Source organism: Ruficoccus amylovorans (assembly GCF_014230085.1).
Classification (GTDB): Bacteria; Verrucomicrobiota; Verrucomicrobiia; order Opitutales; family Cerasicoccaceae; genus Ruficoccus; species Ruficoccus amylovorans.
Map to the genome: position 1 here is coordinate 51,422 of NZ_JACHVB010000013.1, position 21,313 is coordinate 72,734.

A 21,313-nucleotide genomic window follows, 5' to 3' on the forward strand; every position below is an offset into this window, starting at 1 on the left:
ATCCCCGGCGGAAAGTGTGAAAAGAAATGAATTAGACGCGGCGACGCTTCGGAGCGCGGCAACCGTTGTGGGGGATCGGGGTCACGTCAACAATGGTGAGGACGTTCAGCCCGAGGGACTGGAGAGCTCGGATGGCCGAGTCGCGGCCCATGCCGGGACCCTTGACCTTGACGGTCACTTCCTTCAGTCCGTGCGACATAGCGACGCGGCCGGCGTCCTGCGTCACGACCTGAGCGGCGTAAGCGGTGGACTTACGGGAGCCGCGGAAGTTGCACTTGCCTGAGCTGGACCAGGAGATCACGTTACCGGCGCCGTCGGAGAAGGTCACCTTCGTGTTGTTGAAGGTAGCCAGGATGTGGCAGACACCGCTGTGGATGTTCTTGCTGCCCTTGGCCTTGCGGATTTTGATATCACCGAGGCCTTCGCTCAGGAGATCCTGGGCGGTCGGCTGCGAGGACTTGGATTCCTCGACCTTGGCGGCTTCGGTTTCAGCAGCCTCAGGCTTGGAGGCTTCCGCCTGTTGGGAGACTTCTTCCGCCGCGGCGGCCTTTTTGTTTTCTTCTTCGCTCATGGATGGACCAGAAAAGTTATTTCTTCTTAATCACGCCAACGGTGCGGCGGGCGCCCTTACGGGTACGGGCGTTGGTTTGGGTACGCTGGCCACGGACAGGCAGACCGCGCTGGTGGCGGATGCCGCGGTAGCAGCGGATGGCCTGGAGGCGCTTCAGGTTGCCGGTGACTTCACGACGCAGGTCACCCTCGACCTTGAAGCCCTTCTGAGTGATGAGGTTGACGACCTTGTTAAGGTCTTCTTCGCTCAGCTCATGGGCGCGGACGTTCGGATCGATGCCGGCTTCCTCGCACAGCAGGCGGGCGCGACGAGGGCCCACTCCATAAATGTATTGGAGTGAGTACTCGATCTTTTTGTTGGCAGGGATATCTACACCTAGTAAACGCGGCATAAAATGCTAAAGTTGATGGATCCTGGAATTTGGGAAAACGGGAAGACTAACAAAAATTTCCGGATTGCAAAGTTATTTTTTCGGAATTGTTAAGATTTCCGGTTCGTTTTCAGTGATGAGCACGGTGTGCTCGTAGTGAGCAGCCGGTTCGCCGTCCTTGGTGAGGGCGGTCCAGCCGTTATTGGACATACGGATGGCGGGCTTGCCGGCGTTGACCATTGGCTCTATGGCCAGAGTCATGCCGGGGCGCAGACGCTCTCCGGTGTTGCGGCGTCCGTAGTTCGGAATCTGAGGCTCCTCATGCATGCCGGTACCGACGCCGTGGCCGACAAAGTCGCGCACCACCGAATACCCCTGTCCCTCGACGTAGCGTTGGACGGCGTTGGAAATGTCCCCCACCCGCTTGCCGGGCCGGGCCATTTCCAAGCCCTTGTAAAAGGACTCTTCGGTTGTGCGCACGAGGCGCTTCATTTCGTCGCTCCCCTCCCCCACGATGACCGTGCGGGCGTTGTCACCGATCCAGCCGTTGAAACGGACGACAACATCGACGGTGATGTTGTCCCCCTCGGCCAGAACGGTTTTGAGCGATCCGATGCCATGCACCACCTCGTCGTTAACCGACAGGCAGGTGTAGGCGGGAAAAACTTTGTGCCCGAGCGTGTAGTTGTAGCACGCACTCTCGGCACCCATCTCATCCATCAGGCGACGGCCTTCCTGGTCGAGATCGTAGGTGTTGACGCCGGGTTTGACCAACTGACAGAGCTTGTCCAGCACCGTGGCGGCTACGGCACAGACCTCGCGCATGGCGAGAATCTCGGCCGCGGTCTTCACGGGGGGCTGGTATCCGGCTCGGCGCAACATGATAAATTAGAGCGCCTGGGTACGCAGCACCCAGCACACAATACCGACCACGAAGAGTATGCCGAGCATGATCCAGAAGGTGCCCAGGTTCTTGAGTTCGGAGGAATCCACCATCTGGCGGGTGCGTGAGCTGGAGCGCGAACGGCTACGGCCCTTCTTGAGGAAGCCGTCGTAATGGCGCTGGAGCAAATAGGTTTCGACCTGACGCATGGTGTCGAGCATGACACCCACGGCGATCAGCGTACCGGTACCACCGAAGAACAGGGCGATGTCCTGCGGAATCCGCTGGGTCGCCATGATCAGGTTCGGGAACAGGGCGATCACGGTCAGGAAAATAGCACCGGCCAGGGTCAGGCGGGTCATGACGAAGTCGAGGAAGCGGGCCGTCGGCTCACCGGGGCGTACGCCGGGGATGTAGCCGCCGTTTTTCTTCAGGTCGTCGGCGATCTGGATCGGTTTGAACATGATCGAGACCCAGAAATAGCTAAAGCCCATGATCAGCACAGCCTCGGTGATGTAATACCCCACCCCGGTCATGCTGAAAGTGTTGGCCAGGTTTTCGAGAAAGGCGCTGTTGAAGACACCCGCCAGGCTGCTCAGGATTTGAGCCGGGAATAGCATGATGGCGCTGGCGAAGATGACCGGCATAACACCGGAGTAGTTCACCTTCAGCGGCAGGAACGAGCTTTGCCCGCCGAAGACCTTTCGGCCCACGACACGTTTGGCGTACTGGACCGGTATTTTTCGTACCGCCTGTGTGACGGCCACGATACCGGCTACTACGGCCACAAACAGGATAAGCATCAATACTGCCTTGGGCACACTCATACTGGCTTCGGCCCCGGCCTTCGCCGTGACCAGACGCCAGGCCGACACCACCGCGCTCGGGAAGCGGGCCAGAATACCGATCGTGATCAGCAGTGAAATACCGTTGCCAATCCCGTTCTGGGTAATCTGTTCCCCGATCCACATCAGCAGAATGGTGCCGGCGGTCAGGAAGATCGTAGAGGTGATGAGGAACCAGGTCGGGTCGATCATCACAATCGCCCCCCACTGGTTGACATCGAAGCCCTGGAAAACGCGGTCCGGATAGCGGATCAGCGCGAGGTTCAGCAGCAGGCCCTGCACAACCGCGATACCAATAGTGAGGTAGCGGGTGTACTGGGTGATTTTTTGCCGCCCGATTTCGCCCTCCTGCTGGAGGCGGGCGAGGGTCGGAACCACCGCCGCCATCAACTGCAAGATGATCGACGCGCTAATGTACGGCATGATGCCCAGGGCAAACACGGCCCCGTTTAGCAGAGCGCCCCCCGTGAACATGTTATAAAGTCCCAAGACCCCGTCAGTGGCGGAGGCCTGGAACTCGAAGAAGTTCTGAAGCGGCTTCGGATTAAACCCGGGCAATGGAATGGCCGCGCCCACGCGGGCAACGAACACCATGCCGAAGGTGAAGAGAATCCGGCTCCGCAGTTCGGGGATCTTTAAACAGTTGAGGAAAGCGTTAAGCATCGGTGCAGCAGTGTTGAGGTCACAGGCCGAAGGCCCGGAGGGAGTTTACTCCCCCTTCGCAGGCGCTTCCTCGGCGGGCTGGGTCAGGATGACCTTGCCGCCGGCGGCTTCGATCTTCTGCTTGGCGCTTTCGGAGAACTTGTCCGCCGTCACCGTGATGGCGCGGGTCAGCTCACCGTGGCCAAGCACCTTGACCAGCTTCGACTTGCGGGCGACGATACCAGCCTTCTTCAGGCTTTCGACGGTGATCTCGGTCGCGTCGAGCTTTTCGAGCACGCTGACGTTCACAGCTTCGTATTCCTTGCGGAACTTGTAGTTGTTGAAGCCGCGGTGCGGAAGCGTCCGGTACAACGGGATCTGGCCACCCTCAAAACCGGGGCGAATGCTCGCGCCCGAACGGGCCTTTTGACCTTTTTGGCCACGACCGGAGGTCTTGCCCAGACCGGTGCCGGGGCCGATGCCCTTGCGCTTCTTGCGATGGGTAGCGCCGGGATTGTTGCTCAGGGAATGAAGTTTCATGATAAGGGATTTCCTCTCGTAGACGAATGGATATTAAGCCAGCGTTGCAGCCGGCTCTTCCTTCTTGGTGCCAGCCTGCTTGATCCGGGCGATCTGCTCGGCACTGCGCAGTTGGCGAAGACCCTCCAGGGTGGCATTAACCATAGCGCCGGGGTTGTTCGACCCGAGCGACTTGGACAGCACGTCCTGAATGCCGACAGCTTCGAGCACGGCACGGATACCGCCACCGGCGATGACACCGGTACCTTCGGAGGCCGGGCGCAGGATAACGAGACCGCCGTCATGCTCACCGCGCACTTCGTGCGGGATGGTGCGGCCCTTCAGGCAAATGTCTTCCTGGTTGGCGCGGGCACGCTCGGTACCCTTGCGGATGGCTTCGGGAACTTCCTTGGCCTTGCCGTAGCCGATGCCGACCTTGCCCTTGCCGTCGCCGGAGACGACCAGCGCGGCAAAGCTGAAGCGACGGCCGCCCTTGACGACCTTGGCGCAACGGTTGATGTGGACGACCTTCTCGACGTACTGCTGTTCTTCAACCGGCTCGGAAGCGCGCTCGCGACGGGGTCCGCGACCGCGACCAGGGCCACCACGGCCTTGGCCGCCACGGCCCTGTCCACCGCGGTTGCGCTCATGGGGGTTGTTGCTGCTGGGCTGATTACTCATGCTGATATAAATGGGTTAGAATTCGAGACCGGCTTCGCGAGCGGCGTCGGCGAAAGCCTTGATGCAGCCATGATAGCGACGACCGGCGCGGTCGAACACAACGCTCTGCACACCTGCGCTCTTGGCCTTTTCGCCGATGGTCTTGCCAAGCTTGGCGGCACCTTCGAGGTTGGGCTTGATTTCGCTCTCGCGCAGAGCCTTGTCCATGGACGAGGCCGAGGCCACGGTGTGGCCGACGGTGTCGTCGATGCACTGGGCATAGACATGCTGGTGCGAAAAACGCACGACCAGACGGGGCCGTTCGGCGGTGCCTTGGATTTTCTTGCGGATGCGCCAGCGGCGCTTTTGCAACAGTTCGCGTTTCTTCTGAAGTTTCATGGGTCGTGCGATTAAGCGGTTTTCTTACCTTCCTTGCGGCGGACGTATTCGCCAACGATGCGGACACCCTTGCCCTTGTAGGGCTCGACGGGCTTGAAGCCCTTGATGTCGGCGGCGACCTGGCCGACCACCTGCTTGTCGCAGCCTTCGACCGTTACCTTGGTGCCGGCGTCGATGGTAATGGTAATACCCTCGGGGATGGCGTAGTTGATCGGGTGCGAGTAGCCCAGGGCCAAGTCGAGCATCTTGCCATTGAGGACGGCTTTAAAACCGACGCCCTCGATTTCGAGCTTCTTGACGTAGGGTTCCTGCACGCCGGCGACCATACCGTTGATGATGGAACGGGCGGTGCCGTACATCGCGTTGGCGTGGCGGCTGTCATCCTTGGGCGAGACGATCACGTTGCCGTCTTCGACCTTGATACTGACGCAGCTTTCAAAGGTCTTGGTGAGCTTGCCCTTGGGGCCTTCCACCGCGACTTCCGATCCGTTAACGGTCACTTTGACCTTTTCAGGAACGGCAACCGGGAGTTTTCCGATTCTGCTCATGAGGAAAAAAGTATGTTATTAATTGAAGTGAGTGTGATTACCAGACCTTGCAGATGACCTCGCCGCCGACTTTTTCACGGCGCGCGTCGCGATCACTGAGGATACCCTTGGAGGTGGTAAGAATGGAGGTGCCGAGTCCGCCGAGCACGCGCGGAATATCCGTGTGCTTGGCATAGAGGCGGCGGCCGGGCTTGCTGTAGCGCTCGATGCCGACGATCGCCGAGGAGGCGTCAACGTACTTGAGCGTAATAATAAGGTTGCGTTGTCCCTTGACCTCTTCGACCTCGCTCACATCGCTGACGTAGCCGTCGCGAAGGAGAATCTGGGCGATGCCGGCACGCAGCTTGGAATAGCGGACCGTGCAGGTATCCTTGCCCGCAGCGCTGGCGTTGCGGAGGTTGGTCAGGAAGTCACCGATGGTGTCGTGTACTGCCATTGTCTGTGTCGTGCTTGGAGGTTTACCAGGAGGATTTGGTCACACCGGGAATGTGGCCGTGCGAGGCCAGTTCGCGGAACGTGATACGGGACAGGCCGTACTTGCGGATATAGGCGCGCGGACGACCGGTGACGTTGCAGCGGTTGCGGACGCGGATCGGAGAGGAGTTGCGCGGCAGCTTGCTGAGCTTGCGCTGGGCTTCCCAGAATTCCTCGTCGGTGGTGGCGGGATTGGCGAGGGTCGCCTTGAGTTCCGCGCGCTTGGCCGCGTACTTTTCGACGAGGCGTTCGCGCTTCTTGTTGCGGGCAATGGAGCTTTTCTTGGCCATGCTTGTAAATTAGTTGGCGGTGGCAGCCGCGGTCTGGGAAGAGGGTTTGCGGAAGGGCATGCCGAGCAGCTTGAGCAGCTCGCGGCCTTCCTTGTCGGACGAGGCGGAGGTCACGATGGTGATGTCCATCCCGATGGATTCGCGCCCGGAGGTGTCGTGGCTGATTTCGGGGAAGATGGTCGAGTCGGAAATGCCGATCGAGTAGTTCCCGCTGCCATCGAACTTCTGCGAGACACCGCGGAAGTCGCGGATGTTCGGCAGGGCGATGTTGATGAAACGCAGGAGGAAGTCGTACATCTTGCTGCCACGCAGAGTGACGGCGACGCCGTTGGGCATGCCTTCGCGCAGCTTGAAGTTCGACACGCTCTTGCGGGCCTTCGTGACGACGGCCTGCTGGCCGGCGATGGAGGTGATCTCCTTCTGGACTTCGGCCACCCAGTTCTTGTCGCGGGAGGCGTTCAGGCCGGAGTTGATGACGACCTTCTCCACCTTCGGTACCTGATGCACATTCTTATAGCCGAGGCTCTTGAGCAATTCGGGGACGACGGTGTCGAGATAGGCCTTCTTAAGGGTCGGGACGTATGCGGTATTTTGCATGACTATGGGTCTCCTTGGCGGCACTAGGCGCTCTTGCGGCTGTCGTAACGGTCAGCCTTCATGACGTTTGAGTAGTGGACGGAGCCTTCGCGCTCGACGATACCCGCATCCGGGTCGTTTTCCTTGGTCGCCTTGCGATGGCGCTTGACCATGTTCACGCCCTCAATGACGACGCGTTCCTGTTCGCGCAGCACTTCGAGGACCTTGCCGCGCTGCCCCTTATGGGCGCCGGCGATGACGACGACTTCGTCTCCACGTTTGATTTTGTACTTCATCTTCGTGTGTGGTGCCGGGGGTTAGAGGACTTCCGGAGCGAGGGAAATGATCTTCATGAACTTCTTCGAACGAAGCTCACGGGCGACCGGCCCGAAGATACGAGTCCCCTTGGGGTTGCCGTTGGCGTCAATGATGACGCACGCATTCGTGTCGAAGCGCAGGTAGCTGCCATCCGCACGGCGGATCGGCGCCTTGGTGCGCACTACCACGGCCTTGGCGACCGTGCCCTTTTTGACCGAGGCTTCCGGGGTGCTGTCCTTGATCGTGACGACGATCGTATCGCCCACCGAAGCGGTCTTTTTACTCTGGCCGAGTCGCCGGATCATCATGGCCTCTTTGGCCCCGGTGTTGTCGGCGACTTCCAGTCTGCTTTCTTGCTGAATCATTGCGGGTTCCGTTTAAATTGTGAAGTGTTAAATCGGCTTCCGGCTGTAGGGGGCTGAAGCCCTTAGCCGATGCTCCCGACGACGGGGGCCTTTTCGAGTACCTTGACCACACGCCAGCGCTTGAGCTTGCTCAGCGGGCGGGTTTCCATGATCTCCACCTTGTCACCGATGTTACACTCATTCTTTTCATCATGAGCGTGAACGACGGTCTTGCGCTTAACCTCCTTGCGGTACAGCGGGTGGGCAATCTTGTAGAAGAAGGTGACCTTGATGGACTTGTCGCCGGTACGGCTGGTGACAACACCAACGAGGTCCTTGCGGTTATTGCGTGTGCTCTCTTCGGACATGGTCGTATGAAAAGGGGTTAGGCAGTGGCGGTGGATTTGGCCTTCAGGAAGGTCTCCAGCCGGGCGATGTCGCGGCGCAGGGTGCGTAGCTCGCTGGGCTTTTCAACCTGTCCGGCCTGCTTGCGCACGCGCAACTCGACGAGCTCCTGGCGTGTGTCACGGAGCTTCTTTTTGATCTCGTCGATGCTCAATTCGCGTATTTCTGCGGGTTTCATGGGAAAATGGTGTTTAACCGGATGTTGCTGGGTTAGTACTGTTCGAGCTCTTCGCGGCTGAGGAAGCGGCAGCGGAAAGGTAGCTTGCCGTCGGCCAGGCGCATGGCCTCGCGGGCGAGAGTCTGGCTGGTGCCGCCGACTTCAAAGAGGACGGTACCGGGCTTGACCACGGCGCACCAGTACTCGACGGAGCCCTTACCCTTACCCTGGCGGGTTTCGGCGGGCTTCTTGGTCACCGGCTTGTGCGGGAACACGCGCAGCCACATCTTGCCTTTACGCTTGAGGTGGCGGTTGATGGCCACACGGGCGGCTTCGAGCTGCGAGGCGGTCATCTTGCCCCGCTCGAGGGACTGGATGCCGAATTCGCCGAAAGCGAGCGTATCACAGCCCTTGGCGTTGCCACGAATGCGGCCCTTGTGGACCTTGCGGTATTTGGTTTTGGAGGGAAGGAGCTTGGCCATGACGAATGATGCTTAGAGGGTATCCACGCCCATGGGGTTACAGATCCAGCACTTGATGCCGATCTTCCCGTAGACGGTGTCGGCTTCGGTGAAGCCGTAGTCGATGTTTTCACGGAGCGTGTGCAAGGGCACGCGGCCCATGCGCTGCTGCTCGGTGCGGGCGATTTCCGCGCCCATCAGACGGCCCGAGCACTGGATACGGATACCTTCGGCACCCATGCTCATGGTGGTCTGGATCGCCTTCTTCATGGCGCGGCGGAAAGAGATGCGGCGCTCGAGCTGGAGAGCGACGTTTTCGGCCACGAGTTGGGCGACCACGTCAGGCTTCTTGATCTCCTGAATGTCGAGCATGATGTCGCGGCCGGTGAGCTTCTGGAGCTCGTCCTTGAGCTTTTCCAGTTCGCTGCCCTTGCGGCCGATGACGATCCCGGGACGGGCGGTGAAGAGCTTGATACGGACCTTGGGGCCGGCACGCTCGATGAACACGCGCGGCACCGCTGCGTACTTCATCTTCTTCTTGAGGAACTGGCGGATCTTCTGGTCCTCGGCGACATAGGCCGGGAAGCTCTTCTTGTCCGCGTACCAGCGTGAATCCCAGTTACGGCGGACACTGAGGCGGAAACCGATCGGATTGACTTTTTGTCCCATGATTATTGCTCTTTAGAATTGGCCGCGGGCGAAGCCACTTCGTCCGTCAGGACGATGCGAATGTGGCTGGTGCGCTTGCGAATGGGGTGTGCGGAACCGCGACCCACCGGACGGAAACGCTTGAAGGCCGGGCCTTCTTCCACCAGGCAGCGCTTCACGATCAGGTCGTCGGAGGAAAGGTTGTTGTTGTTTTCCGCGTTAGCGATGGCGCTGGTCAGCGTCTTGGCGATGAGCCGGGCGGATTTACGCGGGATGAAGCGAAGCAGATCGAGCGCTTCGGCCGCGGGGCGTCCCTGTACCTGACGGGCCACTTCGCGGACCTTCTTCGGGGACATGCGGGTGTACTTGGTTAGAGCCTGAACTTCCATGCTGGTTGCAATTTAAATATTAATCGTCTTGATGCTGACGCCGTCGCCGGAGCGGATGGCTTCGCCGGATTCGAGGTTGAGGATGAGGCCGGCGGCGCGGTTACCGCGCACATCGACCAGGATCAGGTCGGCCACGTTCTGTCCCGAGCGGCTCACCTGGCAAACCATGCCGAGGCGAAACCCCTGATCCAGACCGTTGTTGAGGATGACCACATCGGTGACGCTGGTCTGCGCCACCCCGAAGACCGTCGTGCGGCCCGTCGGGTAAATCGAATTTTCGACAAACAAGGGGCGTTCGGCAACGGCCTTGGCCGGTGCGTCAGCACTCCCCTGCTCCACGGCGGCGTCCTGCGCGCGGCTCACCGCACTCCCGGCCATCAGCAGGGAGAAAAGAGCGATGAGTTGTGCGCGCTTGAACATGTGTGGATGACTACTTCTTGGTGTGCGGCTGGTGTCCCTTGAAGCTGCGGGTCGGAGCGAACTCGCCGAGCTTGTGGCCAACCATGTTTTCGGTCACGTGGACGGGGATGAAGCCTTTGCCATTGTGAACGTTGATGTTGAGGCCGACAAAGTCCGGGGTGATGGTGGAGCGGCGTGACCAGGTCTGGAAAGGCTTGTGTGTGCCTTCGGCCTGGGCCTTTTCCACTTTATCCATCAGCTTCGGATCGACGAAGAAGCCTTTCTTGATTGAACGTGCCATATCGTAAAAATCGTTGTCGGGTTACTTGCGCTTGAACTTCTTGCCGTTGCGACGGACAAGGATCATGGAGTTCGAGGGCTTGGACTTGGTGCGGGTCGGGAAGCCCTTCGAGAGCTGGCCCCAAGGCGAAACAGGATGGCCACCACCGGAGGTCTTGGCTTCACCACCACCCATCGGGTGATCGACAGGGTTCATAGCGACACCACGGACGCGGGGGCGCTTGCCCTTCCAGCGGTTACGACCGGCCTTACCGATGCTGACACTTTCGTGCTCCTCGTTACCGACGCGACCGACAGTGGCGCGGCAATCAGAGTGGACCATGCGGATTTCTCCGGAGGGCAGCTTGATCGTGGCACGCTTGCCTTCGATCGAAATGAGCGAGGCGGACTGACCGGCGGAACGAGCGATCTGGGCTCCGCGACCGGGCTGCATCTCGATCGCGTGGATCGTGGTGGCCGGCGGGATCATCTTGAGCGGCACGCACAGGCCGGGCGTGAATTCCTCGACCGGGCTGTTGGTGCTCAGCAGCTTGTCGCCTACCTTCAGCCCGCGTGGGCAAAGGATGTAGCGCTTTTCGCCGTCCTCAAACTTGAGCAGGGCAATGTTCGCGCTGCGGTTCGGGTCGTACTCGATGGAGACAATCTCAGCCGGGATGTCCAGCTTGTCACGACGGAAGTCGATGATACGGTAAAGGCGCTTGTGGCCACCTCCGCGACGGCGAGAAGTGATGCGGCCGTAGTTGTTACGGCCCTTCTTGCGGTGACGCGAGACGGTGAGGCTCTTTTCCGGATTGTTCTTGGCGAGTTCCTGGCGGCTTTTGCTATGAAAGCGCTGTGAGGGTGTAATGGGTTTGGTCTTTACAATGGCCATGGCTTTCGCGGCTGAAAAGGTTAGACGGTCTCGATGGATTCACCCTGCTGAAGGGTGACGATGGCTTTCTTCATGTCGGGGGTCTTGCCGTACTGGCCGCGAACGGTGCGGCTGCGCTTGTTCTTGCCCTTGACAGTGAAGATGTTCACGCGGGCGACCTTGACGTTGTAGAGCTTCTCTACGGCCTCGGCCACATCGGTGCGTTTGGATTGCGGATACACCTCGAAGACGTGCTGATTCAGGTTCGCTTCGAGCTGGGCGGACTTCTCGGTCACGCGCTTTTCCTTGATGACTTTATCGGGTGAAATCATGGCTTGAGTTCCTTAGCGTTGGTTGGCGCGTTCGAGGATGCGGTTAAAGCCTTCTTCGCTGGCGACGATCTTGTCGAAGCGCATCAGGTCCCAGGCGTTGATCGAGTCAGCGTCCACAATGTAGACGCGGTCGATATTACGCGCAGCCAGAGCGGCGTTGTCGTTGAACTCGCTGTCAACGATGAGCACCTTGCCCTTGGGCTGGATCTTGCCGATGAGGCTGTTGAAGAGCTTGGTCTTGGGCTGCTCGACTTCGAACTTTTCGATCAGGTCGAGGCCGCCTTCGGAAGCCTTGTTGAACAGAGCGCGCTTGAACGCGAGGGTCTTGACACGCTTGTTGATGTGCTTCGACCAGTCGCGGACCTTCGGGCCGTGGGCGACGCCACCACCGACGAAGATCGGAGCGCCGCGGTCGCCGTGACGGGCGTTACCGGTGCCCTTCTGGCGGTAGACCTTCTTGCCGGTGCGGTTAACATCGGAGCGGGTCTTCGCCTTGGCGGTGCCCTGACGGTTGTTGGCCTGGTAGGCCACGATCACGTCCTTGAGCGCCTGGAGGCCCTTGTTGCCTTCGAACGCCGGGAAGTTGTCAAAATCCTTCTCCGTGCTGGAGGAAGCGTCTGCGGAATATACCTTGAATTTCATAGCTGGCGTCCCCTTCCCTTACTTCTGCTTCTTGGTTTTGATCGCCTTGCGGATGAACACCGTGCCGCCCTTGGGGCCGTGCACGCTGCCGCGGATCAGGATCAGGTTCTGGTCCTCGATGATACGGACGATATCGAGATTCTGGGTGGTACGACGGGCATTGCCCATGTGACCGGGCATTTTCTTGCCCTTGATGACCTCACCGGGCCACTGGCACATCCCGTAGGAACCACCGCGGCGGTGCATCATGGAGCCGTGAGAAGCGGGCGAACCGGCAAAGCCGTGGCGCTTCATGACGCCCTGGAAACCATGACCCTTGGTCGTGCCGATGACATCAACCTTCTGGCCTTCCTCGAAACGAGTAACGGTGAGGGCGTCGCCGAGGCTGACCTCTTCCCCGTCGGGGATGAATTCGCAAATGTCGGTGACTGCCTCGACTCCTGCCTTTTTCAGGTGGCCCTTGATGGGCTTGGAGACGCGGTGGGCCTTCTGGTCCACACCGAAACCGATCTGGATGGCATCGTAACCATCCTTGCCGTCGGCAGTCTTGATTTGAAGGACCGGGCAAGGGCCGGCTTGTACTACAGTGACCGGGACGAGACGGTTTTCACCGTCATAAACTTGGGTCATCCCGATTTTTTTACCAATCAGTGTCAGGCTCATAGCTCATTGGCAGGTGGAAACCATATCTGGCTTCCGTTTCCTAGACCTGCGTGAGGGGTTAAATGTGATGTAAATGGTCTGCTTCTCGAAAGAAGTAAAGAGTGTGTTTTATTAAACGTTGATGGTGATGTCCACACCTGCCGGGAGGTTGAGCTTCTTGAGCTCGTCCACCGTCTGGGCGGTCGGTTCCATGATGTCGATCAGGCGCTTGTGCGTGCGAAGCTCGAACTGCTCCATGGACTTCTTGTCCACATGCGGGGAGCGGTTGACGGAGAGCTTCTCGATGCGGGTCGGCAGCGGAACGGGGCCGCTCACACGTGCGCCGGAGCGCTTGGCGGTTTCCACGATGTCGCTGGCCGACTGGTCGATGACGCGAAAGTCGAATCCCTTGAGTTTAATGCGTATGCGTTGTCCGGTCATTGCGGTAAGTGTTCTGGGCTTAGCTACGGGCCTTGTTTTTGTGCGGTGAGGACTCGACAATCGAGTTCAACACGCTGGAGGGAACCTGGTCGAAGTGCGACGGGGTCATGGCGTAGTTGGCGCGTCCCTTGGAGAGCGAGCGCACGTCGGTGGCGTAACCGAACATGGTTTCGAGCGGAATGTTGGCGGTGATGATGGCAACGCCGCCACGACCGGCTTCCATGGACTGGATCTGCCCGCGACGACGGTTGATGTCGCCAACGATGTCGCCCTGGTACTCGTCCGGCGTGGTCACTTCGACCGACATGATCGGTTCGAGCAACTGCGGAGCGGCCTTGCCCATAGCATCCTTGAAAGCGAAAATACCGGCCATCTTAAAGGCCATTTCCGAGGAGTCCACTTCGTGGAAGGAGCCATCAACAATGCGGACCTTCCAGTCAATCACCGGGTAACCGGCGATGGTACCGTTGGAGGAAGCCTCCATGATACCGTCGGAAAGCGGCTTGATGTATTCCTTCGGGATCGAGCCACCAACGATTTCGTTGACGATTTCGACGCCCTTGCCCTTTTCGTTCGGCTCGATCTTGATGACCGCGTGGCCGTACTGACCACGACCACCGGACTGGCGGACGAACTTGCCTTCGCCGTCGGCGGCCTGCGTGATGGATTCGCGGTAGGCGATCTGCGGCTTGCCGGCGTTGGCTTCGACCTTGAACTCGCGGAAGAGACGGTCGCGGATGATTTCGAGGTGAAGCTCGCCCATCCCGGCGATGATTGTCTGGCCGGTTTCCTCGTCGGTGAAGACGTTGAAGGTCGGGTCTTCTTCCTTCAGGCGCTGCAGGGCCATGGAAAGCTTTTCCTGGTCGGCCTTCGAATTCGGCTCGACCGACATGCTGATAACCGGTTCCGGGAAGGACGGCGGCTCAAGCTGGATATCCAGGTCCCGGTCGCAAAGGGTGTCACCAGTGGCAACGTCCTTGACGCCGATCAGGGCGCAAATATCACCCGAGTAGGCGGTTTCGATGTCTTCGCGGGTGTCGGCCTTCAGAACCATCAGACGGCTGACACGTTCGGTCTTGCGGGTACGCGGGTTGTACAGGGCGGTGCCCTTGTTCAGCGTACCGGAGTAAAGGCGATAGAAGACGAGCTTACCAACGTAGGGGTCGCTCCAGAGCTTGAAAGCGAGACCGGCAACCTTGGCGCTATCGTCCGGATGGATGTCAATTTCCTTCTCGTCGTCGTCGTAGGCCTTCATCGGGGGAAGGTCCAGCGGGCAAGGCAGGTAATCGACCACGGCGTCCATCATCATCTGGACACCCTTGTTCTTAAAGGCGGAACCGGGGATCACGCCGAGGAACTTAAGGGACAGGGTCGCCTTACGGATGGCGCGACGGATTTCGTCCTGGGAAAGTTCGGCACCTTCGAGGTAGCGCTCGGCCAGCTCGTCGTCGAAGTCAGCGAGGGCTTCGATCAGGGATTCGCGGTACTCTTCGGCCTTTTCCTGCATGTCAGCCGGGATTTCTTCCCAGTTGAAAGCAACACCGGAGGCGTCCGACTCGTCGTAGATGGCGGCACGCATGCCGACCAGGTCGATGAGGCCCTTCAGTTCAGCTTCGGCACCGATGGGCAGATAAATCGGATGGGCATTACCGCCAAGCTTTTCGCGGATGCTATCAACGGCAGAATAGAAGTCCGCGCCTGTACGGTCCATCTTGTTGATGAAGGCCAGGCGGGGGACGTGGTACTTGTCCATCTGGCGCCAGACCGTTTCGGACTGGGGCTGGACGCCGGCGACGGCGCAGAACACCCCGATGGCACCGTCGAGCACGCGCAGCGAGCGCTCCACCTCGGCCGTGAAGTCCACGTGTCCGGGGGTGTCGATGATGTTGATGCGGTGCTCAATACCTTCGTAAGGGCCGAACTTCGTCTGCCACTGGCAGGAAATGGCGGCGGAGGTAATAGTGATACCGCGCTCGCGCTCCTGCTCCATCCAGTCGGTCACAGCCGTGCCTTCATGGACTTCGCCAATCTTGTGCACAACGCCGCTGTAGAAGAGGACGCGTTCGGTGGTGGTGGTTTTACCCGCGTCAATGTGAGCCGCAATACCGATATTGCGAGTGTACTCCAACGGATACTTCCGATTGGGGGAATTGACGGGTGAAAGGTCTGCGGTTGCAGGCATGGCCAGAAATTGGTCGGTGGTTACAAAAAATTGAAAAACGCGATTACCAGCGCAGGTGGGCGAAGGCGCGGTTAGCCTGGGCCATGCGGTGGGTTTCTTCCTTCTTCTTCACAACGCCGCCGGTGTTGTTGTAGGCGTCGATGATCTCCTGCGCGAGGGCTTCGCGCATCGGAGTGCCCTTGCGGGACTTGGCGGAAGTCACCATCCAGCGGAAGGCAAGGCTCTGCTGGCGTTCATAGGTGATTTCAACCGGGACCTGGTAAGTCGCACCACCCACGCGGCGGCTCTTGACTTCGAGCTTGGGGCGGGCATTTTCCAGCGCGCCAAGAAGCAGGTCGACCGGGTCGCCTTTTTCAAGCTTTTCGCTCACGCGCTCAAACGCACCATAAACGATGCGCTGTGCGGTGGCCTTCTTGCCCTTGGCCATAACCAGATTAATCAGGCTGGCAACCAGGGGGCTGTCGTAGCGGGGATCGGGAATGGGTTCCCGTTTAACGGCTCTGCGGCGGCGTGACATGATATTTTATTAAATTACTTTTTTTCCTTCGGGCGCTTGACCCCGTACTTGGAACGGCTGCGACGGCGCTTTTCAACGCCCTGGGTGTCGAGGGTGCCGCGGACAATGTGGTAGCGGACGCCGGGAAGGTCCTTCACACGACCACCACGAACGAGCACAACGCTGTGCTCCTGGAGGTTGTGCCCTTCATCCGGGATGTAAGCGATCACTTCATAACCGCTGGTCAGGCGAACCTTGGCCACCTTACGGATAGCGGAGTTCGGCTTCTTGGGCGTACGGGTCATGACCTGCACGCACACACCGCGACGAAACGGGTTGCTGACCAGGGCCGGAGACTTGGTCTTGGCCTTCTGCAGCACCCGGGGTTTCCGGACGAGTTGGTTGATAGTTGGCATGAAAAATCGGTGGGCTTAGAAAACATAAAACCCGCCGGAAACAGAGGTTGAGCCCTGATCCTGCGGATTTCGGGAAAGGCGACGAGAGTAGGCTATCACCCCGGTGATGCAAGCGATTTTTTCAGTGTTTTCGATTTTTTTTCAAAGAGACGAAAACACCCATCGCCAGAGCGCCTGCTCCGCGTCAGCATGGTATTGTAGGGAGGAATTGACGACTCCACCCCAATAAAAGTCAGGGTCAGTCAACACATTTCCGCGTCGGTGTCCACCCATTTCATGAAAACTTCGGGCTTTGTGCTCAGAAGCCGCTCCAGTAAAGGCTCCGGACGGCTTTCGACAATGAGCTGCTCCAGCTGCTCGCGCAGTAAAAAGCCCCCCTCCACCATCGCCTCGAAGAATCTGAGCAACGGAGTATAATAGCCGTCCACATCGAGCACAGCGCAGGGCTTGAGCTGGATACCGAGCTGCGCCCACGTGAAGACCTCCGAAAATTCCTCCAGCGTGCCTATGCCGCCCGGAAGCACGGCAAAGCCGTCGGACAGTGTGGCCATCGTCATCTTGCGCTCGTGCATGGTGTCCACCAGGTGCAGCTCCGTCAGTCCGTGATGGGCGATCTCCTTCTCAGCCAACATATGCGGGATCACCCCAATCACGTGCCCACTAGCCTCCAGGGCGGCGTCGGCTGCCGCGCCCATCAGCCCGGTGCGTCCGCCTCCGTAAACCAACGTATGACCGCCCTGCGCAATCAACCGCCCAAGCTGGCGGGCCGCATCGAGAAAAACGGGAGCTACACCGGCATTGGCACCGCAGAAGACACAGATATTGGCCATGCCCGGATGCTCTCCCCTTCCCAGCCGCTGGCAAGTCAGAATCCAAAAAAAGGCCGGTCGAAAACGACCGGCCTTTGAAAATAACGGATTGTCCGCGAACGGCTTAACCGACCTGGGGAGTTTCGGCTTCGCCTTCTTCGCTGTGACCGTAGTCGCGCTCGACCATCGGGTTCGAGTCCACCGGGACGCCCAAGGTGTTGATTTTCAGGCGGCGGTAGGTCGGCAGACCTGTACCGGCCGGGATCAGGTGACCCATGATGACGTTTTCCTTGAAGCCGGTCAGCTTGTCCACCTTGCCCAGGGTCGAGGCGTCGGTGAGGACGCGGGTCGTTTCCTGGAAGGACGCGGCGGAGATGAACGACTCGGTTTCGAGCGAGGCCTTGGTGATGCCGAGCAGGATCGGCTCACCCTCGGCGGGCTTACCACCGGCTTCGATGATGCGCTCGTTCTGAGTGATGAACTCGGACTTGTCGATCTGTTCGCCCCAGAAGAAATCCGAGTCGCCCGGATCGGCCACCCGCACCTTGCGCAGCATGCGCGAGATGATCAACTCGATGTGCTTGTCGTTAATGGTCACCCCCTGCAGGCGGTAGACCTTCTGAATTTCCGACAGGAGGTACTCCTGGACCGTGTTCGGCCCGAGGATCTCAAGGATCTCGTGCGGGTCGGCGGAGCCTTCAGTCAGGTGCTGGCCCTTGCTGACAACGTCGCCCACGTGGACGATGATGTGCTTGCCGTGCGGGATGAGGTGTTCCTCTTCCTGGCCGGTTTCCTCGTTGGTGACGATCAGCTTTTTCTTGCTGCGGACGGTGCCGCCCATCGAAACCACCCCGTCGATCTTCGCCATTTCGGTGGCGTCCTTCGGGCGGCGGGCTTCAAACAGCTCGGCCACACGCGGCAGACCACCGGTAATGTCCTGCGTCTTGGACGCCGAACGCGGGGTCTTGGCCAGCAGGGCACCGGGAGCGATGTCGTCGCCCTCGGCGACCGAAACCTGCGCCCCGGTCGGAACCGTGTAGGTGGCGAGCACCTTGCCGGTAGCCGGGTCCTTGATCTCGACCATCGGGTTCAGGTCTTCCTTGTGCTCGATGACGACGGTGGCGATACGGCCCGTGGAGTCGTCAAGCTCGCGCTTGATGGTGACGCCAGGAATCATGTCACGGAAACCGATCTTACCGGCACGTTCGGACAGAATCGGAATGTTGTGCGGGTCCCACATGGCCAGGACGGAACCCTGCTCGATGCTGCCGCCGTCATCGACGGTCAACACGGCACCGGCGACGATGCCGTACTCTTCCAGTTCCTTGTCGTCCTCGTCCACGATGATGACCATGCCGGTCTTGTTCAGGACGATGTTGGCCCCGTCAACGGTCTGCACCATGCGCAGCCCCTTGTACTTGACCTTACCGGAGTGGCGGACGCGGATTTCCGGGTTTTTAAAGACCTGGCTGGCAATACCACCGATGTGGAAGGTACGCATGGTCAGCTGCGTGCCGGGCTCACCGATGGACTGCGCCGCGATGATACCGACAGCCGTGCCGGACTTGACCATCTTACCCGTCGAGGGGTCGAGGCCGTAAGCCTTGTTCGGAACGGCGTTTTTGCGCATGTGCGTGAGCGGCGACATGATCTTGACGCGCTCGATGCCGACTTCCTCGATCTTGGCAGCGGCAGCTTCCGAGATGATTTCGCCGGAGGCCACGATAATCTCGTCCGGGTTGATCGGGTTGCGCACGTCGTCGCTCGGGCAGCGGCCCACGATACGGTCGGAGAGGCTGACGATTTCGTCGTCCCCTTCATAAATGGCGTGCTTCCAGATACCGTCCCGATTGCCGTCGTTCACGTCCGTGATGATCACGTCCATGGCGACGTCACAGAGCTTACGGGTCAGGTAACCGGCGTCCGCGGTTTTGAGCGCGGTGTCGGCCAGACCCTTACGGGCACCGTGGGTGGAGATGAAGTACTCCAGCACGGACAGACCTTCGCGGAAGGAGGACAGAATCGGGCGCTCGATAATTTCACCCGACGGCTTGGCCATCAGACCGCGGGTACCGCAGAGCTGGCGAACCTGCTGGCGGTTACCACGGGCACCGGAGTCCATCATGAGGTAAACCGGGTTGATGGACGAACGGCCTTCGTTCTCGTCTAGGCTCTTGAACACCGCGTTGGCGATCTGGTCGGTGGCGCCGGTCCAGATGTCGATGATCTTGTTGTAGCGCTCGCCGGTGGTGATGATACCCTTGCGGTACTGGCCTTCGACTTCGTCGATCTTCTTCCGGGCGATCTTGATGATATCCTTCTTCTCTTCCGGAATAATCATATCCCCGATACCGATGGAGATACCGGCGCGGGTCGCGATCTTGAAGCCGAGTTCCTTGAGGGCGTCGAGCACGGGGATCACGTCACGCTTACCGACACTGCGGTAGGCGTTCATGATGAGATCGCCGAGCTTCTTCTTGGTGACCGGGAAGTTGATAAACCCGAGCTGCTTCGGCCAGATCTTGCTGTAAATGACGCGACCGACAGTGGTGCGGATAAGCTTCTTCTCCTTGTTACCGAAGATCGTGTCGCGGCCGTAGTCCGGGTTGACGTAGCTGATCCAGGTGTGCAGGCCGTAGTCGGCGCGCGTAGCCTCGGCCAGCAGGACTTCGTCGTAGCTGGTCAGCAGCGGCAGGCGCGAGCCTTCGGCGGGCTTTTCCTTAGGTTCAACCGTCAGGTAGTACGTCCCCAGGACGATGTCCTGCGACGGGGTCAGAATCGGCTTACCGCTGGAGGGCGAGAAGATGTTGTGCGGGGCCAGCATGAGGAGCTTGGCCTCCATGATCGCCTCGACCGAGAGCGGCACGTGAACGGCCATCTGGTCGCCGTCGAAGTCCGCGTTGTAGGCGGTACACACGAGCGGGTGCAAACGGATGGCGTCCCCTTCGATCAGGACCGGCTCGAAAGCCTGGATCGACAGTCGGTGAAGCGTAGGCGCACGGTTGAGCATAACCGGGTGCCCCTTGGTCACTTCTTCGAGAATGTCCCAGACCTCGGGCGACTTCTTTTCGATCATCTTGCGCGCGCCGCGGACGGTGTGCACAAAGCCCAGTTCCTTGAGGCGGCGGATGATGAACGGCTCAAAGAGCACCAGCGCCATCTTCTTGGGAAGACCACACTGGTTCAGCTTGAGCTCCGGACCGATAACGATAACCGAACGGCCCGAGTAGTCCACGCGTTTGCCGAGCAGGTTCTGGCGGAAGCGGCCTTGCTTGCCCTTGAGCATGTCCGAGAGGGACTTGAGCGGGCGGTTGCCGGCGCCGGTGACGGCGCGACCGTGACGGCCATTGTCGAAGAGCGCGTCAACCGCTTCCTGCAGCATGCGCTTTTCGTTGTGGATAATCACGTCCGGCGTCTTCAGCTGAAGCAGGTTCTTCAGGCGGTTGTTACGGTTGATGACGCGGCGGTACAGGTCGTTCAGGTCGGAGGTGGCGAAGCGGCCCCCTTCGAGCGGGACGAGCGGGCGCAGGTCCGGCGGAATGACCGGCAGCACGTCCAGCACCATCCACTCGGGGCGGGTGTCGGACTCCAGGAAGCCCTGGATGACCTTCAGGCGCTTGGCCAGCTTCTTCTTGATCTGCTTGGAGCGGGTGCTGTGCATCTGCTCGTGCAGCTCGTCAATCTCAGCCGTGAGGTTCAGGCTCTGCAGCACGTCGCGCAGGGCTTCCGCCCCCATCTTGGCGACGAAGGCGTCTTCGCCGTATTCGTCCTGAGCCTGGATGTACTCCTGCTCGGTCAGCAGTTGCTTGGTTTCGAGCGGGGTCTTGCCCGGATCGATGACCATGTAGTTCTCATAGTAGATGACGCGCTCGAGATTGCGGGCGGTCATGTCCATGAGCAGGCCCAAACGGGAGGGCATGCTCTTGAGGAACCAGATGTGGCTGACCGGCACGGCCAGTTCGATGTGGCCCATGCGCTCGCGGCGCACGCGGGCGACGGTGACTTCGACGCCGCAGCGGTCGCAGACCACGCCCTTGAACTTGATGCGCTTGTACTTGCCGCAGGCGCATTCGTAGTCGCGCACCGGCCCGAAGATCTTCTGACAGAAGAGGCCGCCGGGCTCCGGCTTGAAGGTGCGGTAGTTGATCGTTTCCGGGTTCTTGACCTCGCCGCGCGACCAGTTGCGAATGGTCTCCGGGCTGGCCACGGAAATAGAAACGGTGTCGAAGGACTGGTCCTTGTCGAGCCCGAGGGCTTCGCGCATTTCGGATGTGTTGGTACTCATTGCTGTGTATCTCCCTCTGC

At 59.8% G+C, this 21,313-nt stretch carries 30 protein-coding genes; all 30 read right to left on the reverse strand.

All coding sequences use genetic code 11. The annotated features are described in order from the left end of the window. Positions 1–31: 31 nt before the first annotated feature. Positions 32–571, reverse strand: coding sequence for a 30S ribosomal protein S11 (gene rpsK / locus H5P28_RS03405; protein WP_185674310.1), 540 nt, complete (start codon positions 569–571; stop codon positions 32–34). Between the two features lie 16 nt (positions 572–587). Next, entirely contained in the window at positions 588–962 is a 375-nt protein-coding gene (gene rpsM / locus H5P28_RS03410; RefSeq protein WP_185674311.1) for a 30S ribosomal protein S13, read from the reverse strand. 72 nt (positions 963–1,034) lie between these two features. Beyond that, positions 1,035–1,793 (reverse strand): type I methionyl aminopeptidase, encoded by a 759-nt coding sequence (map, locus tag H5P28_RS03415; RefSeq protein WP_343075466.1) that lies wholly within the window; start codon positions 1,791–1,793, stop codon positions 1,035–1,037. A 36-nt stretch (positions 1,794–1,829) separates the two neighbouring features. Continuing rightward, complete coding sequence (secY, locus tag H5P28_RS03420) at positions 1,830–3,332, reverse strand: preprotein translocase subunit SecY (RefSeq protein ID WP_185674313.1); 1,503 nt, start codon at positions 3,330–3,332, stop codon at positions 1,830–1,832. A 45-nt stretch (positions 3,333–3,377) separates the two neighbouring features. Beyond that, positions 3,378–3,851: a 50S ribosomal protein L15 gene (gene rplO, locus H5P28_RS03425; protein ID WP_185674314.1), complete on the reverse strand. Its 474-nt coding sequence runs from the start codon at positions 3,849–3,851 to the stop codon at positions 3,378–3,380. 33 nt (positions 3,852–3,884) lie between these two features. Next, on the reverse strand, positions 3,885–4,511 hold the full coding sequence (rpsE, locus tag H5P28_RS03430) for a 30S ribosomal protein S5 (protein WP_185674315.1): 627 nt from the start codon (positions 4,509–4,511) through the stop codon (positions 3,885–3,887). 15 nt (positions 4,512–4,526) lie between these two features. Continuing rightward, positions 4,527–4,889, reverse strand: coding sequence for a 50S ribosomal protein L18 (gene rplR, locus H5P28_RS03435; RefSeq protein ID WP_185674316.1), 363 nt, complete (start codon positions 4,887–4,889; stop codon positions 4,527–4,529). Between the two features lie 11 nt (positions 4,890–4,900). Continuing rightward, positions 4,901–5,437, reverse strand: a complete 537-nt coding sequence (gene rplF, locus H5P28_RS03440) for a 50S ribosomal protein L6 (protein ID WP_185674317.1) — start codon at positions 5,435–5,437, stop codon at positions 4,901–4,903. Between the two features lie 37 nt (positions 5,438–5,474). Beyond that, positions 5,475–5,873: a 30S ribosomal protein S8 gene (gene rpsH, locus H5P28_RS03445; protein WP_185674318.1), complete on the reverse strand. Its 399-nt coding sequence runs from the start codon at positions 5,871–5,873 to the stop codon at positions 5,475–5,477. 22 nt (positions 5,874–5,895) lie between these two features. Then, complete coding sequence (rpsN, locus tag H5P28_RS03450) at positions 5,896–6,201, reverse strand: 30S ribosomal protein S14 (RefSeq protein ID WP_185674319.1); 306 nt, start codon at positions 6,199–6,201, stop codon at positions 5,896–5,898. A 9-nt stretch (positions 6,202–6,210) separates the two neighbouring features. Then, a complete protein-coding gene (gene rplE, locus H5P28_RS03455) occupies positions 6,211–6,798 on the reverse strand; it encodes a 50S ribosomal protein L5 (protein ID WP_185674320.1) in 588 nt (195 codons plus the stop codon). 23 nt (positions 6,799–6,821) lie between these two features. Further along, a complete protein-coding gene (gene rplX / locus H5P28_RS03460; RefSeq protein WP_185674321.1) occupies positions 6,822–7,073 on the reverse strand; it encodes a 50S ribosomal protein L24 in 252 nt (83 codons plus the stop codon). 21 nt (positions 7,074–7,094) lie between these two features. Beyond that, on the reverse strand, positions 7,095–7,460 hold the full coding sequence (rplN, locus tag H5P28_RS03465; protein ID WP_185674322.1) for a 50S ribosomal protein L14: 366 nt from the start codon (positions 7,458–7,460) through the stop codon (positions 7,095–7,097). A 62-nt stretch (positions 7,461–7,522) separates the two neighbouring features. Beyond that, a complete protein-coding gene (gene rpsQ / locus H5P28_RS03470; RefSeq protein WP_185674323.1) occupies positions 7,523–7,807 on the reverse strand; it encodes a 30S ribosomal protein S17 in 285 nt (94 codons plus the stop codon). 17 nt (positions 7,808–7,824) lie between these two features. Further along, complete coding sequence (rpmC, locus tag H5P28_RS03475; protein ID WP_185674324.1) at positions 7,825–8,022, reverse strand: 50S ribosomal protein L29; 198 nt, start codon at positions 8,020–8,022, stop codon at positions 7,825–7,827. Between the two features lie 32 nt (positions 8,023–8,054). Then, a complete protein-coding gene (gene rplP / locus H5P28_RS03480; protein ID WP_185674325.1) occupies positions 8,055–8,483 on the reverse strand; it encodes a 50S ribosomal protein L16 in 429 nt (142 codons plus the stop codon). A gap of 12 nt (positions 8,484–8,495) precedes the next feature. Further along, positions 8,496–9,131 (reverse strand): 30S ribosomal protein S3, encoded by a 636-nt coding sequence (gene rpsC, locus H5P28_RS03485; RefSeq protein WP_185674326.1) that lies wholly within the window; start codon positions 9,129–9,131, stop codon positions 8,496–8,498. A gap of 2 nt (positions 9,132–9,133) precedes the next feature. Next, positions 9,134–9,499: a 50S ribosomal protein L22 gene (gene rplV, locus H5P28_RS03490; RefSeq protein ID WP_185674327.1), complete on the reverse strand. Its 366-nt coding sequence runs from the start codon at positions 9,497–9,499 to the stop codon at positions 9,134–9,136. 12 nt (positions 9,500–9,511) lie between these two features. Beyond that, entirely contained in the window at positions 9,512–9,919 is a 408-nt protein-coding gene (locus tag H5P28_RS03495) for a hypothetical protein (RefSeq protein ID WP_185674328.1), read from the reverse strand. A 10-nt stretch (positions 9,920–9,929) separates the two neighbouring features. Beyond that, positions 9,930–10,199, reverse strand: a complete 270-nt coding sequence (rpsS, locus tag H5P28_RS03500) for a 30S ribosomal protein S19 (RefSeq protein WP_185674329.1) — start codon at positions 10,197–10,199, stop codon at positions 9,930–9,932. A 21-nt stretch (positions 10,200–10,220) separates the two neighbouring features. Further along, a complete protein-coding gene (gene rplB / locus H5P28_RS03505; protein WP_185674330.1) occupies positions 10,221–11,069 on the reverse strand; it encodes a 50S ribosomal protein L2 in 849 nt (282 codons plus the stop codon). A 20-nt stretch (positions 11,070–11,089) separates the two neighbouring features. Then, a complete protein-coding gene (gene rplW, locus H5P28_RS03510; protein ID WP_185674331.1) occupies positions 11,090–11,380 on the reverse strand; it encodes a 50S ribosomal protein L23 in 291 nt (96 codons plus the stop codon). A 12-nt stretch (positions 11,381–11,392) separates the two neighbouring features. Further along, positions 11,393–12,022, reverse strand: coding sequence for a 50S ribosomal protein L4 (gene rplD / locus H5P28_RS03515; protein WP_185674332.1), 630 nt, complete (start codon positions 12,020–12,022; stop codon positions 11,393–11,395). A gap of 18 nt (positions 12,023–12,040) precedes the next feature. Beyond that, positions 12,041–12,685, reverse strand: coding sequence for a 50S ribosomal protein L3 (rplC, locus tag H5P28_RS03520; RefSeq protein WP_185674333.1), 645 nt, complete (start codon positions 12,683–12,685; stop codon positions 12,041–12,043). Positions 12,686–12,796: 111 nt separating this feature from the next. Beyond that, positions 12,797–13,105 carry a 30S ribosomal protein S10 gene (gene rpsJ, locus H5P28_RS03525; RefSeq protein WP_185674334.1) on the reverse strand — a complete coding sequence of 103 codons (309 nt, stop codon included), beginning with the start codon at positions 13,103–13,105 and terminating at the stop codon, positions 12,797–12,799. Positions 13,106–13,124: 19 nt separating this feature from the next. Continuing rightward, on the reverse strand, positions 13,125–15,287 hold the full coding sequence (fusA, locus tag H5P28_RS03530; protein ID WP_185674335.1) for an elongation factor G: 2,163 nt from the start codon (positions 15,285–15,287) through the stop codon (positions 13,125–13,127). 43 nt (positions 15,288–15,330) lie between these two features. Further along, positions 15,331–15,804, reverse strand: a complete 474-nt coding sequence (rpsG, locus tag H5P28_RS03535; RefSeq protein ID WP_185674336.1) for a 30S ribosomal protein S7 — start codon at positions 15,802–15,804, stop codon at positions 15,331–15,333. A gap of 14 nt (positions 15,805–15,818) precedes the next feature. After that, positions 15,819–16,199 (reverse strand): 30S ribosomal protein S12, encoded by a 381-nt coding sequence (gene rpsL / locus H5P28_RS03540; protein WP_185674337.1) that lies wholly within the window; start codon positions 16,197–16,199, stop codon positions 15,819–15,821. 242 nt (positions 16,200–16,441) lie between these two features. Further along, positions 16,442–17,029: an LOG family protein gene (locus H5P28_RS03545; protein WP_185674338.1), complete on the reverse strand. Its 588-nt coding sequence runs from the start codon at positions 17,027–17,029 to the stop codon at positions 16,442–16,444. Positions 17,030–17,132: 103 nt separating this feature from the next. Then, a complete protein-coding gene (gene rpoC / locus H5P28_RS03550; protein ID WP_185674339.1) occupies positions 17,133–21,293 on the reverse strand; it encodes a DNA-directed RNA polymerase subunit beta' in 4,161 nt (1,386 codons plus the stop codon). Positions 21,294–21,313: the final 20 nt, after the last annotated feature.

Excerpts from the sequence above, each read along its gene's own strand:
- rpsK (WP_185674310.1), bottom strand. The coding sequence starts at position 571 with ATGAGCGAAGAAGAAAACAAAAAGGCCGCCGCGGCGGAAGAAGTCTCC.
- rpsM (WP_185674311.1), bottom strand. The coding sequence starts at position 962 with ATGCCGCGTTTACTAGGTGTAGATATCCCTGCCAACAAAAAGATCGAG.
- secY (WP_185674313.1), bottom strand. The coding sequence starts at position 3,332 with ATGCTTAACGCTTTCCTCAACTGTTTAAAGATCCCCGAACTGCGGAGC.
- rplO (WP_185674314.1), bottom strand. The coding sequence starts at position 3,851 with ATGAAACTTCATTCCCTGAGCAACAATCCCGGCGCTACCCATCGCAAG.
- rpsE (WP_185674315.1), bottom strand. The coding sequence starts at position 4,511 with ATGAGTAATCAGCCCAGCAGCAACAACCCCCATGAGCGCAACCGCGGT.
- rplR (WP_185674316.1), bottom strand. The coding sequence starts at position 4,889 with ATGAAACTTCAGAAGAAACGCGAACTGTTGCAAAAGCGCCGCTGGCGC.
- rplF (WP_185674317.1), bottom strand. The coding sequence starts at position 5,437 with ATGAGCAGAATCGGAAAACTCCCGGTTGCCGTTCCTGAAAAGGTCAAA.
- rpsH (WP_185674318.1), bottom strand. The coding sequence starts at position 5,873 with ATGGCAGTACACGACACCATCGGTGACTTCCTGACCAACCTCCGCAAC.
- rpsN (WP_185674319.1), bottom strand. The coding sequence starts at position 6,201 with ATGGCCAAGAAAAGCTCCATTGCCCGCAACAAGAAGCGCGAACGCCTC.
- rplE (WP_185674320.1), bottom strand. The coding sequence starts at position 6,798 with ATGCAAAATACCGCATACGTCCCGACCCTTAAGAAGGCCTATCTCGAC.
- rplX (WP_185674321.1), bottom strand. The coding sequence starts at position 7,073 with ATGAAGTACAAAATCAAACGTGGAGACGAAGTCGTCGTCATCGCCGGC.
- rplN (WP_185674322.1), bottom strand. The coding sequence starts at position 7,460 with ATGATTCAGCAAGAAAGCAGACTGGAAGTCGCCGACAACACCGGGGCC.
- rpsQ (WP_185674323.1), bottom strand. The coding sequence starts at position 7,807 with ATGTCCGAAGAGAGCACACGCAATAACCGCAAGGACCTCGTTGGTGTT.
- rpmC (WP_185674324.1), bottom strand. The coding sequence starts at position 8,022 with ATGAAACCCGCAGAAATACGCGAATTGAGCATCGACGAGATCAAAAAG.
- rplP (WP_185674325.1), bottom strand. The coding sequence starts at position 8,483 with ATGGCCAAGCTCCTTCCCTCCAAAACCAAATACCGCAAGGTCCACAAG.
- rpsC (WP_185674326.1), bottom strand. The coding sequence starts at position 9,131 with ATGGGACAAAAAGTCAATCCGATCGGTTTCCGCCTCAGTGTCCGCCGT.
- rplV (WP_185674327.1), bottom strand. The coding sequence starts at position 9,499 with ATGGAAGTTCAGGCTCTAACCAAGTACACCCGCATGTCCCCGAAGAAG.
- H5P28_RS03495 (WP_185674328.1), bottom strand. The coding sequence starts at position 9,919 with ATGTTCAAGCGCGCACAACTCATCGCTCTTTTCTCCCTGCTGATGGCC.
- rpsS (WP_185674329.1), bottom strand. The coding sequence starts at position 10,199 with ATGGCACGTTCAATCAAGAAAGGCTTCTTCGTCGATCCGAAGCTGATG.
- rplB (WP_185674330.1), bottom strand. The coding sequence starts at position 11,069 with ATGGCCATTGTAAAGACCAAACCCATTACACCCTCACAGCGCTTTCAT.
- rplW (WP_185674331.1), bottom strand. The coding sequence starts at position 11,380 with ATGATTTCACCCGATAAAGTCATCAAGGAAAAGCGCGTGACCGAGAAG.
- rplD (WP_185674332.1), bottom strand. The coding sequence starts at position 12,022 with ATGAAATTCAAGGTATATTCCGCAGACGCTTCCTCCAGCACGGAGAAG.
- rplC (WP_185674333.1), bottom strand. The coding sequence starts at position 12,685 with ATGAGCCTGACACTGATTGGTAAAAAAATCGGGATGACCCAAGTTTAT.
- rpsJ (WP_185674334.1), bottom strand. The coding sequence starts at position 13,105 with ATGACCGGACAACGCATACGCATTAAACTCAAGGGATTCGACTTTCGC.
- fusA (WP_185674335.1), bottom strand. The coding sequence starts at position 15,287 with ATGCCTGCAACCGCAGACCTTTCACCCGTCAATTCCCCCAATCGGAAG.
- rpsG (WP_185674336.1), bottom strand. The coding sequence starts at position 15,804 with ATGTCACGCCGCCGCAGAGCCGTTAAACGGGAACCCATTCCCGATCCC.
- rpsL (WP_185674337.1), bottom strand. The coding sequence starts at position 16,199 with ATGCCAACTATCAACCAACTCGTCCGGAAACCCCGGGTGCTGCAGAAG.
- H5P28_RS03545 (WP_185674338.1), bottom strand. The coding sequence starts at position 17,029 with ATGGCCAATATCTGTGTCTTCTGCGGTGCCAATGCCGGTGTAGCTCCC.
- rpoC (WP_185674339.1), bottom strand. The coding sequence starts at position 21,293 with ATGAGTACCAACACATCCGAAATGCGCGAAGCCCTCGGGCTCGACAAG.